Annotated in this window: 10 protein-coding genes; 4 read left to right on the forward strand and 6 right to left on the reverse strand. The window is 69.0% G+C overall.

Features of this window, described 5'->3' with window-relative positions; all coding sequences use genetic code 11:
* Positions 1-13: 13 nt before the first annotated feature.
* Positions 14-2281, reverse strand: a complete 2268-nt coding sequence (locus AXE84_RS10435; protein ID WP_060957823.1) for an FAD-dependent oxidoreductase — start codon at positions 2279-2281, stop codon at positions 14-16.
* 87 nt (positions 2282-2368) lie between these two features.
* Between AXE84_RS10435 and AXE84_RS10440 the strand changes: the two genes are divergently transcribed.
* The 3 genes from AXE84_RS10440 (at position 2369) to AXE84_RS10445 (ending at position 4342) form a co-directional block, all read left to right on the forward strand.
* A complete protein-coding gene (locus AXE84_RS10440; protein WP_060957824.1) occupies positions 2369-2989 on the forward strand; it encodes a TetR/AcrR family transcriptional regulator in 621 nt (206 codons plus the stop codon).
* Between the two features lie 133 nt (positions 2990-3122).
* Positions 3123-3365 carry a hypothetical protein gene (locus AXE84_RS12725; RefSeq protein ID WP_081093151.1) on the forward strand — a complete coding sequence of 81 codons (243 nt, stop codon included), beginning with the start codon at positions 3123-3125 and terminating at the stop codon, positions 3363-3365.
* A gap of 2 nt (positions 3366-3367) precedes the next feature.
* Positions 3368-4342: a Clp protease N-terminal domain-containing protein gene (locus AXE84_RS10445; protein ID WP_060958243.1), complete on the forward strand. Its 975-nt coding sequence runs from the start codon at positions 3368-3370 to the stop codon at positions 4340-4342.
* Between the two features lie 142 nt (positions 4343-4484).
* On the opposite strand, the gene sucB is transcribed toward AXE84_RS10445, so the two are convergent.
* The 3 genes from sucB to AXE84_RS10460 all read right to left on the reverse strand — a co-directional run bounded on the left by sucB (position 4485) and on the right by AXE84_RS10460 (position 9843).
* Complete coding sequence (gene sucB / locus AXE84_RS10450) at positions 4485-6200, reverse strand: 2-oxoglutarate dehydrogenase, E2 component, dihydrolipoamide succinyltransferase (RefSeq protein ID WP_060957825.1); 1716 nt, start codon at positions 6198-6200, stop codon at positions 4485-4487.
* 30 nt (positions 6201-6230) lie between these two features.
* Entirely contained in the window at positions 6231-7604 is a 1374-nt protein-coding gene (gene lpdA, locus AXE84_RS10455) for a dihydrolipoyl dehydrogenase (protein WP_060957826.1), read from the reverse strand.
* Between the two features lie 238 nt (positions 7605-7842).
* Positions 7843-9843 (reverse strand): leucyl aminopeptidase, encoded by a 2001-nt coding sequence (locus tag AXE84_RS10460; RefSeq protein WP_081093152.1) that lies wholly within the window; start codon positions 9841-9843, stop codon positions 7843-7845.
* Between the two features lie 21 nt (positions 9844-9864).
* On the opposite strand from AXE84_RS10460, the gene AXE84_RS10465 reads away from it, so the two are divergent.
* Positions 9865-10419 carry a hypothetical protein gene (locus AXE84_RS10465; protein ID WP_010615338.1) on the forward strand — a complete coding sequence of 185 codons (555 nt, stop codon included), beginning with the start codon at positions 9865-9867 and terminating at the stop codon, positions 10417-10419.
* A 46-nt stretch (positions 10420-10465) separates the two neighbouring features.
* Here AXE84_RS10465 and AXE84_RS10470 read toward each other — a convergent pair whose 3' ends face one another.
* A complete protein-coding gene (locus AXE84_RS10470; protein ID WP_060957827.1) occupies positions 10466-12415 on the reverse strand; it encodes a chloride channel protein in 1950 nt (649 codons plus the stop codon).
* The gene (locus AXE84_RS10475) at positions 12415-14439 is read right to left on the reverse strand and encodes an alpha/beta hydrolase family protein (RefSeq protein ID WP_060957828.1); all 2025 of its coding nucleotides are present in this window, start codon (positions 14437-14439) and stop codon (positions 12415-12417) included. Before AXE84_RS10475 ends, AXE84_RS10470 begins: the two co-directional genes overlap by 1 nt.
* Positions 14440-14602 lie beyond the last annotated feature (163 nt).

Genomic DNA, 14602 nt, shown 5'->3' on the forward strand with positions numbered 1-14602 from the left:
GCCCCCGCGGTGCTCAGTAGGGCTCGGTCAGGACCGACGTGTAGCCCTCGCGGTCGAGCACGTCTCGTGCTTCTGCCACCATCGCCGCTGAACCGCACAGGTAGACGTCCGTGCACTCGGGGTCGAGCTGGAGGTCGTGAGCGAGTGCGGTGAGGGCCTGGGTGACTCGTCCGTGGAACGCGTCCGGAGCCTCCTGGCGGCTCAGGCAGCGCACGACGGTTCCCGGCATCGGAGAGCCGATCCTGGTGGTCAGGTCCTCCTCCTGGTAGCGGCACCCGAAGAGCAGAATGTCGCGCTCCAGGCCGGCAGCCTGACCGAACATGGCCAGCATGGGCGCGATACCCGTGCCAGTGGCGATGAACAGACGGCGCCTGCCCGAGTCGACGAGCCCGAAGCCTCCCAGGGGCAGCTCCACCACTGTCTGCGCGCCCGTGTCCGCGTTCTCAATGAACCGGGATCCCCGACCGCCTGTCCGGGTGGAGATGAGCAGACGAAGACGATCCTCCTCCAGCCCCGCGATCGAGTAGTCACGCCATGCGTCATCGCCCACGTGCAGACGGGCGAACTGCCCCGGCGCCCACGAGCCGATACTGCCGTCCAACTGCAGCTCCGCCTCCCACACGCTGGGAGTCAGACGCCGTTTGGCGACCAGGGTGGCGAGGTGCTTACCCTCGGGTAGCGCGTGCTCCGCGCGAGACTCAGGAGCCTCGGGCCTCTCGCGCAGGGCGGAGGCGATGGTGGGATACCCGCGAGGCCCAAGGACCTGGCACGCGGCTGCGACTCCGCCCATCATGGCTCCCATGATGCCTGCGCTCCCGGCATCCTGGCCGGAGAGGAACAGGCCCGAAACGGCTGTGCGTGGCCCCAGAGGCCGAGACCGGAACCTCAGCGGAGTGGCCGGAGGTCCGTAGAAGGCCCCGGCGGGATGAGCGGTGTAGTGCTCGTAGGTCAAAGGAGTGGAGGTCTCCACGTAGTCCACGAGCTCGGTCAGCCCCGGAGCCGCGCTCTCAGCCAGCTCCAGCATGCCTCGGGCGATGTGCTCCTTGAGAACGGAGTACTCGGGGCCGCGGTTTTCTCGGGGCTGCTCGGCCCACTGCCGGAAGGCCCGCGCGTCACAGAAGGAGATGAGCTCGGCGGTATGCGGGGACTCGCCTGACTTCAGGGAGGGAAAGGAGACGAACACGTCATGCAGGTGTCCCTCGAGCAGCGAATCGCTGCAGCGTTGTGCACCCTCGTGATCGAGGTCCCGGTTGATCCAGATGTTGCCGCCATCGATGCCGATGCTGCGCGGGTCGTCACGCAGGCGCAGGAACACGGTGACCGCGGACGTACCCGTACCCAGGTGCTCCAGCGTGCGGCGCGCGGGCCCGGTGCGCCGCCCGATCTCACCGAATGTGGGCAGCAGGCGGTTGAAGGTGTTGGAGGCGCCGATGGCGGAGACGATGACCGGGGCGCGGTAGACGCGTTCGCGGACCTGGGCGCCTCGGTGGTCCATGACGCGGACCCCGACCGCCGTCCCGTTCTCGGTGAGGATCTCGGTGACCTCCTGCCCGACGCGGACAGCGCCTCCGGCCTGCTCAATGCCCTTCTCGAAGGTGCGGGCGATCCGCGCGCTCCCACCGCGGGGGAACCAGGCGCCCTCGAGGTAGTGGGAGACGATCAGCGCGTGCACGGCAAAGGCCGATCGGGACGGCGGCAGGCCGTAGTCCCCCCACTGACTGGCCAGGACGGCCTTGAGCCTGGGGGAGCGGAAGTGGGCATCCAGATACGCCTTCGTCGTCTGAGTGGCTCGACGGCCTCCCAGGCGCTGGGCTGCCCTGAGCAGCGAGGCCGCAGGCCGGGGGACCATCCCCTGGATGAAGCCCAGCGTCGCCCACCGTGTCACCCGGCGAACATCCTGGAAGTAGCGGTGAATGGCTCTGGCCTCCTGCGGGAATGCGTCAACCAGGTCGCGCTCGTACCGAAGCGGATCGCTGCTGACACGCAGCTCCACGCCCGGGTAGACGAACCTGTCGTAGGAGTCGGGCATGCGGTTCCACTCCAGCTCGCCGCCGGAGAGGTAGTCGAAGTAGGCGCGGCCCTGGCTTCCGGGACCGAGCTGACCGATGTAGTGCACCCCCACGTCCCAGGAGGCGCCGTCACGCCGGAAGGTGTGCGTCAGTCCGCCCGGTTCCGTATGCCGCTCCAGGACCAGAACTCGCTTGCCGCCGGCCTGCGCCAGCAGGCCGGCAGTCGTCAGGCCTCCAATACCCGAACCAATCACGATGACGTCGTAGGACATCCTTGACCCCTCCAATGACTAGACAGTGTCAAGTCAGCATAGCAGTCAACTGGACAATGTCTAGTAGTTCGGTTCTAGACTCGTCCCATGACCTCTGAAACGACAGGCAACTCCGGGCGCCGCGGCGGCCGAGACCTGCGCTCCGAGCTGCTGCGAACCAGCAGGGAGCTCCTCGACGAATCCGGCCCCAGCGCCTTGAGCATGCGGGAGGTCGCGCGCCGCGCCGGCTGCACGCACCAGGCGCCTTACCACTACTTCGCAAATCGCGAGGCCATCCTGGCTGCCTTGGTGTGTGAGGGTTTCGATGAGCTCGCGGACAGGCTCGCTGTGGCGCACGAGGGACTTGGGAGTGTGGATCTGCATGCGGTCCTGGTGGCCTCGGGGAACGCCTACGTTGAGTTTGCGCTACGTCACCCCGGAGTGTTCCGGGTGATGTTCCGACCCGACGTCTGCGATCCCGAGCGCTTCCCGGAGGTGGTGGAGGCCGGTGAGCGTGCGCGTCATGAGCTGGCCCGTCTGGCGAAGGCCGTGATGGGCGATGGTGCTCAGCTCGAGGTGGAGGTGCTGATCTGGTCCGGAGTGCACGGCCTGGCATCACTGCTCCTCGACGGCCCCTTGGCGGGCGAGTTCAGCTCCATAGAGGATCGCATCGACTTCGCTCGCGGCGTCGTCGGTCTTGCTGGGGTGCCCGAGGTTGGCAGGGGCTGAGGGGGCGGAATCGGCATAGCGGCTGGTGGGTGACGGAAGTGGAAAGGTGTTCGTTCTCCTGACTGAATGTCCTTGTCGGAGATGAGTAGCAACATGGGTTGACAAAGTAGTTTCGTCAACCTAGGTTGCTCGTATGGATGCGCTCACCGCAGCCACTGAGGCTGCTAACACCACTCGCCCCGAGGACGGGCTACGAGCCGTGGCGGCTCTGCGACGACTGACGGACAGCCTTGAGCTTGCGCAGGTCGAGGCCGCTCTACGTGCGGGCATGGGTTGGAGCGAGATCGCCTCCTGTCTTGGAGTCTCTCGTCAGGCAGTCCACAAGAAGTACGCCAAGCGAGTTCAGCCCGGTCTGGCCCCGACCAGAAGGAGATGACGATGCCCGCCGTTGACCACTACCTGACCTGGCTCAGCGCCATGCACGCGGAAGCCGCACGCCTTCGCCACCGGGAGGTCGAGCTGGAGCACATGCTCCTCGGTCTCCTCGCCCAAGGCGGGACGGCTGCAGCCGTCTTGGCGGCCCGGGGCGTGACTCTCACGCGAGCGCGTGCCGCCATTAAGGAGATGGCTGATACGGACTTTGCTCGCGTGGGCATCAGCCTTCCCGACGCCCTCAGACCTGAGCCGATCTCAGCCGAAGAGCTGACCGCGGAGGCGGGAGGAGAGATTCCCCTTTCGGACACTGCCGCCGAGTTCATTGACAACAAGGGGACTTCGTTCAACTCCAGCGCTCAGGCTCTGCAAGCCCTCATCTCCTCATCCACCGTCTCGCTCCAGTCGCCGGTCGTCAGGCTTCTTGCTCACTGCGGAGTTGATGTCGACTGCCTGCGCACCGAGCTCAGTGAGATAGCGGCCGACAAGGAACCGGCTCGGGGACGCTACCGGATGACTGATGAGTACCGTGGGTACGGCCTGGACCGGGAGCTGAGCCAGGAACGCTTCATCTCCGCCTCGGTGGCTCAGCTGGCCGCACTACTGAGGGACCCGGATCGGCTCACGTGGTGGGCCCTGCCTCGACAGCAGCTGGTTGAGGTTCTTTCCGACGGCGCCGTGCAGAGGGTGGAGGGGCGACGTCGGACCCTCTTCCTGAGGTGGCGGCTGGAGACGGCCGTGGACACGAGGGTTACCTGGTCGTGCACCGTCGTCTCAGGGCGTCGCGACGGTGAGGTGGCCTTCGTGAAGGATCTGCACCTGATCGAGGCGCCAGGTGGCACTCGTGTCCGTCTGGTTCTGGCGCATCGCACATGGGGGCGGCTGGGGGAGCTGGTCTACCCGATCGTCTGGCGCTGGACTCGTCTGGGGCTGGAGAACACGCTCACCGGTATCGCACGGGCTGCAGCGGAGGACTCCTGAGGCGAGCCGCGAGGCCGGGAACTGGCCGTGGGTTGTCGTATGCCCGAGTACAGGACCCGATAGCCCGGGTACAACGAACGGGGCCCCGCACCGTGATGGTGCGGGGCCCCGTTGTTGACGGCCTAGCGGGCCGAGCGCAGGCTCACAGACCCAGCTCGCCGCCGAAGTCGCCCTCCTCAAGGCGCTTCTTGACCGTCATGAGGTAGCGGGCCGCGTCCGCGCCGTCCACCAGTCGGTGGTCGTAGGACAGGGCCAGGTAGCACACCGAGCGGATGGCGATGACCTCGCCGCCGTCGGCATCCTTGATGACGCGCGGCTGGCGCTGGATAGCGCCCAGCCCCAGGATCGCGACCTCCGGCTGGTTGATGATCGGGGTGTCGAACAGGGCACCGCCGCTGCCGGTGTTGGTGATCGTGAAGGTCGAGCCGCTGAGCTCATCGGGGTTGACCTTGTTGTCCCGGGTGCGGGCGGCCAGGTCGTTGATGCGCTTGGCCAGCCCGGGGATGTTGAGGTCGCCGGCGTTCTTGACCACCGGCACGAGCAGGCCGCGCGGCGTGTCCACCGCGATGCCGACGTGCTCGACATCGTGGTAGGTGACGTTCTTGCCCTCGATGGAGGCGTTGATCTTCGGGTGGGCCTTGAGGGCCTCCGTGGCCGCCTGGACGAAGAAGGGCAGGAAGGTGAGCTTGGTGCCGTTCTTGGCCAGGAAGTCGTTCTTCGCGCGGGCCCGCAGCGCGGCCACACGAGTCACATCCACCTCGACGACGGTGGTCAGCTGGGCGGAGGTCTGCAGGGAGTCGATCATGCGATCGGCGATGACCTGACGCAGTCGGCTCATCTTCTCCGTGCGGCCGCGCAGGGTGGTGTCCACCTCGGGCTTGGCCGAGGCCGGCTTGGCCGCGGCGGCAGGCACCGACGCCTCAGCAGCCGGGGCCGGGGCGGCTGCCGCAGCGCGGGCCTCCTCAGCGGCCTTGGCAGCAGCCTCCACGTCCTGCTTGCGGATGCGTCCGCCCACACCCGTACCGGTGACGGTGGACAGGTCCACACCCTTGTCCTTGGCGAGCTTGCGCACGATCGGCGTGACGTAGGAACCCGAGGCTCCAGAGCTCACCGGGGCGGCGGCTGCAGGCGCCTCGGTCGCAGCCGGGGCAGCGGGGGTCGGGGCCTCAGCGGCCGGGGCCGGGGCGGGAGCCGGGGGCTCGGGTGCGGCCTGCGGCGCGGGGGCGGCCGGGGCCGGGGCGGAGCCCGCCTCGGAGGGGTCGCCGATGATGGCCAGGACGGTGCCGACCTCGACGGTCTCGTCCTCGGGGACGCGGATCTCCAGCAGGACGCCGGATGCGGGGGAGGGGACCTCGGTGTCGACCTTGTCGGTGGCGACCTCCAGCAGGGGCTCGTCGGCCTCGACGGTGTCTCCCACGGCCTTGAGCCAGGAGGAGACCGTCCCCTCGGTGACGGACTCACCCAGGGCCGGCATCGTCACCTCAGTGCCCTCGGCCGAGCCGCCGGCCTGCGGGGCGGCGGGGGTCGGGGCCTCAGCGGCCGGGGCCGGGGCGGGAGCCGGGGGCTCGGGTGCGGCCTGCGGCGCGGGGGCGGCCGGGGCCGGGGCGGAGCCCGCCTCGGAGGGGTCGCCGATGATGGCCAGGACGGTGCCGACCTCGACGGTCTCGTCCTCGGGGACGCGGATCTCCAGCAGGACGCCGGATGCGGGGGAGGGGACCTCGGTGTCGACCTTGTCGGTGGCGACCTCCAGCAGGGGCTCGTCGGCCTCGACGGTGTCTCCCACGGCCTTGAGCCAGGAGGAGACCGTCCCCTCGGTGACGGACTCACCCAGAGCGGGCATCTTCACGGACTCTGACATTGCTGTCTTCCTTACTCTCGTCTAGCTGGATCAGCCGTGGTTGTGCAGCGGCTTGCCGGCGAGGGCCATGGCGGCCTCGCCGAGGGTCTCGTTCTGGGTGGGGTGGGCGTGGACCAGGGCGGCGACGTCGTCGGCGTCGGCCTCCCAGGACACCATAAGCTGGCCCTCACCCACCTGCTCGCCCATGCGGGCGCCGATGGCGTGGAAGCCCAGGATCGGGCCGTCCTTGAGGGAGACGAGCTTGACGAAGCCCTGCGTCCCCAGGATCTGGCTCTTGGCGTTGCCGGCCACGTTGAACTCGGCGGAGGTGATGTTCTCCTTGCCGTGGATCTCGGCGGCCTTGGCCTCCGACAGCCCCACCGAGGCGATCTCGGGCTCGCAGAAGGTCACCTTGGGGACCAGGACGTCGTCGACCGGGGTCGGGTCCAGGCCCGCGATCTTCTCCGCCACAACGATGCCCTGGGCGAAGCCGCGGTGGGCGAGCTGGACGCCGGGGACGATGTCACCCACGGCCCACACGCCCGGGACGTTGGTGCGGCCGTACTCGTCGGCCAGGACGAAGCCGCGGTCCATGGCGACCCCGACCTCCTCGTAGCCGAGGTTGGCGGTCGCCGGTCCGCGGCCCACGGCGATGAGGAGGACCTCGGCCTCGTGGGTCTTGCCATCCTGGGTGCGCACGGTCACCCCGCCGTCGTGGCGCTCGACCGACTCGAACATCGTGTTGGTGCGGAAGGTGATCTTGCGCTTGCGGAAGGCGCGCTCGAGCTGCTTGGAGATCGCCTCGTCCTCGTTGGGCACCAGGTGGGGCAGTCCCTCGATGATGGTGACCTGGCTGCCCATGGAGGCCCAGGCCGAGGCGAACTCCACCCCGATGACGCCGCCGCCCAGGATCACTGCCGAGGCGGGGACGTGGTCCATCTCCAGGGCCTCCTCGGAGGTGATGACGCCTCCGGAGATCTCCTGGCCGATGGTCTTGGAGTAGGAGCCGGAGGCAAGGACCACGTTGCGGCCGGTGATGCGACGGCCGTCAACTTCGACGGCGTCGGCGGCCACCAAACGTCCCCACCCCTGGATCAGGTCGATGCCCCGCGAGGACACCAGGCCCTCCAGGCCCTTGTGCATCCGCGAGACGATGCTGTTCTTGTACTTCTGGACGCCAGGCATGTCCACGCCCTCGAAGGCGGCCTTGATACCCACCGTGGCGGCCTCGCGCACGGCATCGGCGGTCTCGGCGGCGTGCAGCAGGGCCTTGGTGGGCACGCAGCCGCGGTGGAGGCAGGTGCCCCCCAGCTTGTCCGCCTCGATCAGGGCGACCTTGAGGCCCAGTTGGGCGCCACGCAGGGCGGCGGCGTAGCCCCCTGATCCCGCGCCCAGAATGACCATGTCGTAGACGGTCTCTGTCACGAACTCACTCCTTGTTGGTTGGTCACGTCGCCCACGGAGGGCGGCTCGGCACGGGGCCATTGTTCCACCTGAAGAGGGAGTGCAGGAGCCACGGGGGTTGCTGTTTAGGGACCAGAGTCCTGAAAACGGGGTGAGACGCATCACCGTTCATGGGTGGTTCCGGCAACGAGCCGTGCCGGGGCGCTCGTATGAGGCCCCGGCACGGCTCGTCGTCAACTCACCTCCGCTGGACGCGGGCTCAGGAAAGGATGCTGACCTCGGCGGACAGCGAACGGAGCAGCTCCACCAGGGTGGAGACCCCCATACCCGTCCCGCCGGTCGGAGTCAGGCCCCAGGGAGAGGAGTCGTTGTAGGCGGGACCGGCGATGTCGAGGTGGGCCCACGGCCGGCGCCCGACGAACTCGCGCAGGAACAGCCCGGCCGAGAGCATCCCGCCGGCACGCGAGCCGACCTTGGTGTTGCGCAGGTCGGCGAAGGGCGAGTCCAGGGTGGCGCGCAGGTGCGCCGGCAGCGGCATCGGCCAGAAGGACTCCCCGGCCCGCTGCGCCGCGGCGACGACCTCCTCGCGAAGGTCCGGTGTCCCCATGACGGCGGCCACGTGGTCGCCCAGGGCCACGATCTGCGCCCCGGTGAGGGTGGCCACGTCCAGGACGGCATCGGGCTCCTCCGTGACGGCCCGTGCCAGGGCGTCGGCCATGACCAGGCGCCCCTCGGCGTCGGTGTTGGTCACCTCCACGGTGGTGCCGTCGAACATCGTGATGACGTCGCTGGGGCGCTGGGCGTCGGCGCCGGGCATGTTCTCGGCCAGCGCCAGCCACGCGGTGACGCGGATGGGAAGCGCCAGGCGCGCGGCCGTGACGATGGCGCCCAGCACGGTGGCGGCCCCCGCCATGTCGGACTTCATCTCCGGCATGGAGGAGGCCGGCTTGAGGGACAGACCGCCGGAGTCGAAGGTGATGCCCTTGCCGATGAGGGCTACGTGCTTGGGGCGGACGGCTGCTCCGTCGCCCTCGGCCTGTGAGCCCGCCTGCCCGCCGGAGGCCTTGGCCGCGTGCTCCGGCGACCACTCCAGACGGACCAGGCGCGCCGGGTGCACCGAGCCCTGAGCCACGCCGAGGATCCCCCCGAAGCCCTGCTCGACCAGCGCGGGGGCGTCCCAGATTTCAACGCGGATGCCGGCCTCCTGCCCGGCTGCGCGGGCCCTCTCGGCGAAGACCTCCGGAGTCAGCCGGTTCGGAGGCTCGTTGACCAGATCCCGGGTCAGTGCCGTGGCCTGGGCCAGCGCCAGGGCTCCCGCCAGCGCCTCCTGCCCCTCGGGGGTGTCGGCCAGGGAGGAGACGATGGAGATGCTCGTGAGCGGCGAGGTCCGCGTCGAGGTCTTCTCCTGCCCGGGGCGGTCCTCATTCTTCGTCGCGTTCCAGGAGTAGGCGCCCAGAGCGGCTCCGTGTGCGACGGCGGCGAGCTGCTCCTCGCAGAGGGCGGGCAGTGCCAGGACGGCGGAGTCGGTCCCGGCCAGTGCTCGGGTGGCGCGTCCGGCGGCTCGACGCAGGAGGCCGGTCTGGTCATAGCCCAGCGCGGCCTCGTCGTCGGCGGTCATGGCGAGAGGGTCGGTGTCGGCCCAGCCCGTTCCGACGCCGACCACGAGGATCGTCGCCGGCCCCCGGTAGCCCTGGGTGGTCACCGCCGAGGAGGGCAGGCGCACCACCGAGTCCTGGGCACCTGAGAAACCCAGAGCCGGTAGCAGAGTCACCAGAGCGTTGACGTCCAGGCCCTCCAGGGCGGTGCTCGAGGGTGGCTCGAGGCCCTCCAGGAGAATCTCGGGGGCCTTGGCCCCGTCCCGGCCCGGCGCTGCGGCCAGGACGAGCACCTCGGCCTCGGTGCTGGAGGCGTCCTCAGGCTCGAGGCCGCAAGCCTCGTCGGATCCGCTGCCCGTGGCACTGCCGGTGTCGCCCTCCCGAGCCTGGGAGGCCTCGGAGTCGGAGTCCTGCTTCAGGTCCTGCCCGGTGACGTCGGTCCCTGCCGAACCGGCCCCGTCCCCGGCTTCGGGAGCCTCGGAGCTCTCGGTTTCCTCAACCGTGTCAACCTCGGCCTGACTGCTGAGGTCGGTATCCTTGCGATCATCCTCCACCGAGGCGCGTGCGTTCAGGGATTTGGTCAACTTAATGGTGCTCACGTTGTGAATAGTAACGTTCTGGCATTGGTTGGAGGTTGAACCGGTGCTGCGCGTGCCGAAGGTCATCACATGGAAAGGTCGTTCCTCATGGACGAGCGCTCATCGGTACGTCCGGTTCAAGACACCCGTCGTCCCGCATACGGGTGGGGGCGGATTCTGGTCGGTGTCTTCGCCGTCTTCGGGGCGATTCTTCTCATCCCCTCTCTGACCACGCTGCTGAGAAGCCCCGACGAGGAGCCCGCGGTGTGGTCCCTCAACCTCCTGGGGGGCGGTCTGTACATCCTGCTGGCCGTCTGCGTGGCCCACAACGGGCGCCGGATGCGCAACATCGGTTGGATGTGCCTGGGGGCACTGGCCACCATGGCGGTGCTCATCGGCATCCTCACCCTGCCCGCCTCCTCTCCTGCCGAGCTCAGCGACTTGGTGTGGGCGCACTGGGGCCGGTCCCGGTGGTACCTGCCTGCGATCCTCCCGGTGGTCGCCGCTGCGTGGATGTGGATGTCTGACCCCCGGCGCATCGTGGCCAACGCCGAGCGCATCACCGAGCTGTCCGACACCCTCACCGAGAGCATCACCGAGAAGGCCCGGGCGGTCCAGGAGGGCCGGACTCACAAGACTCTGCGCAGTGGCCGGGACCGGTGAGGCGCGCCCTGAACGGCTCCTGAGCGCATCGAGCCCCGGTGGGCTCTCACCGGCGTCGGGAACGGCGCGAGCTGCGCTGGCTGATACGGCTGATGCGGCTGATCCTTCCGATTCTGCGCGGAGGAACAGGGCGGGAGTGCCACTTGTCCTGAAGCCGTGAGCCCCAGGAGGTGTAGGCGGCGGCAGCGGCGCGGGCCTGGGCCTGGACCTCGTAGACCCGTTCAACGACGATCCTCTGGGACACCCAGCCCACCAGCTCCTCCGCGCCGGAGCCTTCGGCGCGGGCGACTACTGGAAGCCCTTCCAGGCGCGTATCGGTCAGGGCCTGAAGCACGTCGGTCGCCTCGTCCTCGCAGTGCAGACGGTCACGGACCAGCGACAGGTCCGCCACTGTCGCCGGCCGCGCAGAGGCGTCGTCGGACTGCTCGCTCAGGAGCGCTCCGGCGAGCTGGGCGGCCGTCACGCAGCCAAGCAGCTCGTCTGCTCCGTTCTGTCCGGCAACGACCACGGGCAGGGCTGAGAGACCACGCCGGCTCATCACAAAGGCGGCCTGGTTGAGCGGCGCCGTGGACTGGATCGTGGCGGGTGGGTCCCCCATGAGCCGCCTGGCGCGGGTTCGCCCCAGGAGCGTGGTGGACATCGGATCCTCGACATCCTCTCCGCGACGACGCAGCTCCTCGGTGAACAACGTGCCGCGCGAGAGGAACCTACTGATGAAGGTGGCCAGTACCGTGGCCAGCATGAGGGGCACCAGGAGCGCGTGCTGCCCGGTCATCTCGATGATGAGCAGGACCGCCGTCATCGGGGCGCGAGCCGCACCGGCAAAGACCGCGCCCATGCCGATGACCCCGAAGACCCCGGCGGCAGGCGCGTAACTGGGAGCCACGAGTGTGCCAAAGGCAGCGCCGAGCGTCCCGCCGATGAACAGGGACGGGGCGAACACCCCGCCGACGAAACCCATCCCCAGGGTCAAGGAGGTCGCCAGCATCTTGGCCACACACAGCACCAGCAGCAGCGTCAGGGCGTAGCGTCCCGCCAGCGCCCGGTTGAGAGCGGCTGATGACTCGCCGTACATCTCGGGCAGAACCAGCACGGTTGCGCCGACCGCCAGCCCGCCAATGCCCGGGCGTGCCCAGATCGGTACACCCAACCGCTGCCAGGCGCGGGTCAGGGCGTCGAGGATGACGAAGCGAAGACGCATGAAGCCGATACCGACGCCTCCGCCGACGATGCCCAGCAGCGCGACCCAGCCCAGCTGGGCGTCACCGGACAGGTCCAGGTAGGGCAGTGACAGCGACAGTGTCGTTCCCAGCAGGTGGTGCGACAGGACGGTCGAGGACACGCAGGCCAGGACGATGACGATGAAGGCGTCGGCACTGAAGCCCATGAGGATGACCTCCAGGGCGAAGAAGGCCCCCGCCAGTGGTGCGTTGAAGGCGGAGGCGATGCCGGCGGCCGTTCCGGCGGCTGCCAGATGACGGATCGAGGACCGGCGCAGCCGCAGCCCCCGTCCGATGATGCTTGCCGTCGACGCGCCCAGCTCTGCTATCGGCCCCTCCGGGCCGACTGAGCCCCCGCCACCGATCGTCAGCGCGGCCGACGTCGTCGCGGCCAGAGCCGGCAGGGGCGCCATGGTGCCGTCGCCGTGACGAGTTGACCAGATGACGCCGGCCACCCCGTGACCCGTGGGTGTCCGACCCAGCCGGGACATCAACGGTCCTGTCAGCAGACCGGAGAGCACCGGGGCGACCAGGACGAACCACACCCCCAACGGCGCCAGGAGCCCGACTGAGGGCCCCATCGACAGGGTGTAGTCGTCGGCTCCGCTCAGGAGCTGGGACCAGGCGTCGATCCCCAGCCGGAACAGCACCGCACCCAGCCCCGAAGCGAGTCCTACCACCACCGCCAGGATGTAGAGGCCGAAGCGATGATGGCGGAAGAGGCTGCCTGTGCGCCGTGACAGGGGGGCAGACAGCCTCTCCCAGACGCGATCCATCAGTGCAGGTTCTCCACCTTGACCGTAAAGGTCTCCTCGTCCTGCCCCTCGGCCTCGGAGGAAGCGGCGCCGATCCTCCACACCTGGCGGTAGAAGCTCAGCTCGGCCTCATAACGCCGCCGGATGTTCGCCGCCAGACGGAAGCCGTGGCCCTCACCCTGGAAGACCTCGAGGGCCACTGGGGCGCCGGCCTCCTTGAGGGCCTGGTACATGGCGGTGGCCTGCTCTGCCGGGACGATCGGATCCTCCGAGCCCTGGATGAGCAGCAGCGGGACGTTGATGTCCTCGATGTGGTTGATGGGGCTGCGCTCATCGAGTACCGGGTCGTCGATGTCCTGCGTGCCCATGAGCTGACCGATGTAGTGCGACTCGAACTTGTGGGTGGTGCGCACCAGCCTCTTGAGATCGGTCACGCCGAAGCAGGAGCTGGCCGCGGTGAACACGGAGGAACGGGTGATGGCCGACAGCACCGTGAAGCCCCCGGCCGAACCTCCGCGGATCGCCATACGGCGCGGGTCCACCAGCCCGGCGTCGACCAGGTGCTGGGCCCCGTTGACACAGTCGTCGACGTCGTAGATGCCCCACTTGCCCTCCAGGGCCTTGCGGTAGCCAGTCCCGTAACCCATGGAGCCGCGGTAGTTGACGTCCAAGTAGCCGAAGCCCCGGCTGGTCCAGTACTGGATACGCAGGTCATAGCCGGGGACGGCCGTGGCGGTCGGACCGCCGTGGACGTTGACGATCAGTGGCGCCAGCTCGCCGTCGGGGCCCGTGTGAGAGGCCGAGGTCGGCGGGTAGTAGAAGCCGTGGGCGGTGGCGCCGTCACTGGTGGGCCAGGAGACCGGCTCGGGGAAGGACACTCCGGTGCCCTCGGGCACGAACTCGCCTGAGCCGCGCAGCACCTGCACGGCGCCGTTCTTGACCTCCACGATGCTGGGCATCGACATCTCGTTGGAGGCCAGCATGACGACGCGACCCGCGTTGGAGGCGACGTTGCCGATCGGCTGCCACCCCACGTTCCACTCCTCAAGCTCCCCGTTGGCGAGCTTGATGGTCCCCAGGTGCGAGACCGCGTTACGAGCCCAGGAGGTGATGATGTGCTCGGAGTCAAGGACGTCAAAGGAATGCGGCCCCAGCTGCCAGGCCGGGGTGGTGAAGGTGGCTTCGGCCGGGTGCAGTGGCCGGGTGCGCAGCCTCTCCGACCAGCCGGTGCGGTTGGTGCCGCGCACCGGGAAGCCCTCGGTGCGATAGAGGTTCCAGAAGCCTGAGGCGTTGGAGCCGTGCACCAGCTCGCACTCCTCGGTCCATCGGGGCTCGGAGACCGAGTGCCCGTTGCCGCCGTCCACCAGCGTCTGCTCGCCCAGGGTCCCGTCCGGGCCGAGGTCCCCCACGTGCAGGCTGGCGTTGTCCCACGGCATCCCCGGGTGGTCCCAGGTGATCCAGGCCAGGTGCTCGCCGTCGGGGGACAGTGTCGGGGCGACCACGAAGTCCGTGCCCGACACCAGTGTGCGCACGCGGGAGTCATCGCGGGCGGCCGAGCCGTCCAGGGGAATTGCGACCAGGGTGTTCACGGCCTCGCCGCCGCCTCGGTGGTCCTCGCGGACGGCGTAGACCAGGCCCCGGCCCGTGTCGATCTCCAGGTCGCCGTGTCGCACGTCCCCGTAGATCGTGAGCGGGACCAGGCCTCGCATGCGGTGCGCCACGTCGTACCGGTAGAGGCGCCCGTCCCCGGCGTGCGAGACCACGATGATCCCGCTGTCGACGGCGTAGGCCCGTCCTCCGTACTCGTGCACCCGGGTGCGCACATCGACCAGCTCGTCGGCGGGTGTCAGCGGAAGCACCTCGCCGATCTGGCCGTCGCCGTTGCGGCGGAGCAGTACGTTGCGGCCGGCCTGTGAGGCGCGCTGCTCCACCCAGTAGGTGTCTGCGCCGTCCACACGGACCTGGGAGAGCAGGACCGTCCGGGTCGTGATGGTGCCTGGAGTGATGGGCGAGGGCCAGGTACCGAAAGGGGCTGTGGTGCTCATGGTTCCTCCTGGAGGGCAGTCCTGAGGGGCGGTCGGGCGATCAGGAACGACGCCGCGGATCGGTGGGCGCGGACGGTTCGACGCCCAAGGCATACAGTACGTGCTCAGCCGTGACCCGCGTGACACGCGGCCGCACAGTGGTCGGGTCGGCTCTATGCTGAGC

The sequence above is a fragment of the Actinomyces oris genome (assembly GCF_001553935.1).
GTDB lineage: Bacteria > Actinomycetota > Actinomycetes > Actinomycetales > Actinomycetaceae > Actinomyces > Actinomyces oris_A.

What these genes read in the sequence shown, in the direction of transcription:
- AXE84_RS10435 (WP_060957823.1), bottom strand. Translation starts at nt 2,281, where the DNA reads ATGTCCTACGACGTCATCGTGATTGGTTCGGGTATTGGAGGCCTGACG.
- AXE84_RS10440 (WP_060957824.1), top strand. Translation starts at nt 2,369, where the DNA reads ATGACCTCTGAAACGACAGGCAACTCCGGGCGCCGCGGCGGCCGAGAC.
- AXE84_RS12725 (WP_081093151.1), top strand. Translation starts at nt 3,123, where the DNA reads ATGGATGCGCTCACCGCAGCCACTGAGGCTGCTAACACCACTCGCCCC.
- AXE84_RS10445 (WP_060958243.1), top strand. Translation starts at nt 3,368, where the DNA reads ATGCCCGCCGTTGACCACTACCTGACCTGGCTCAGCGCCATGCACGCG.
- sucB (WP_060957825.1), bottom strand. Translation starts at nt 6,200, where the DNA reads ATGTCAGAGTCCGTGAAGATGCCCGCTCTGGGTGAGTCCGTCACCGAG.
- AXE84_RS10460 (WP_081093152.1), bottom strand. Translation starts at nt 9,843, where the DNA reads ATGACCTTCGGCACGCGCAGCACCGGTTCAACCTCCAACCAATGCCAG.
- AXE84_RS10465 (WP_010615338.1), top strand. Translation starts at nt 9,865, where the DNA reads ATGGACGAGCGCTCATCGGTACGTCCGGTTCAAGACACCCGTCGTCCC.
- AXE84_RS10470 (WP_060957827.1), bottom strand. Translation starts at nt 12,415, where the DNA reads ATGGATCGCGTCTGGGAGAGGCTGTCTGCCCCCCTGTCACGGCGCACA.
- AXE84_RS10475 (WP_060957828.1), bottom strand. Translation starts at nt 14,439, where the DNA reads ATGAGCACCACAGCCCCTTTCGGTACCTGGCCCTCGCCCATCACTCCA.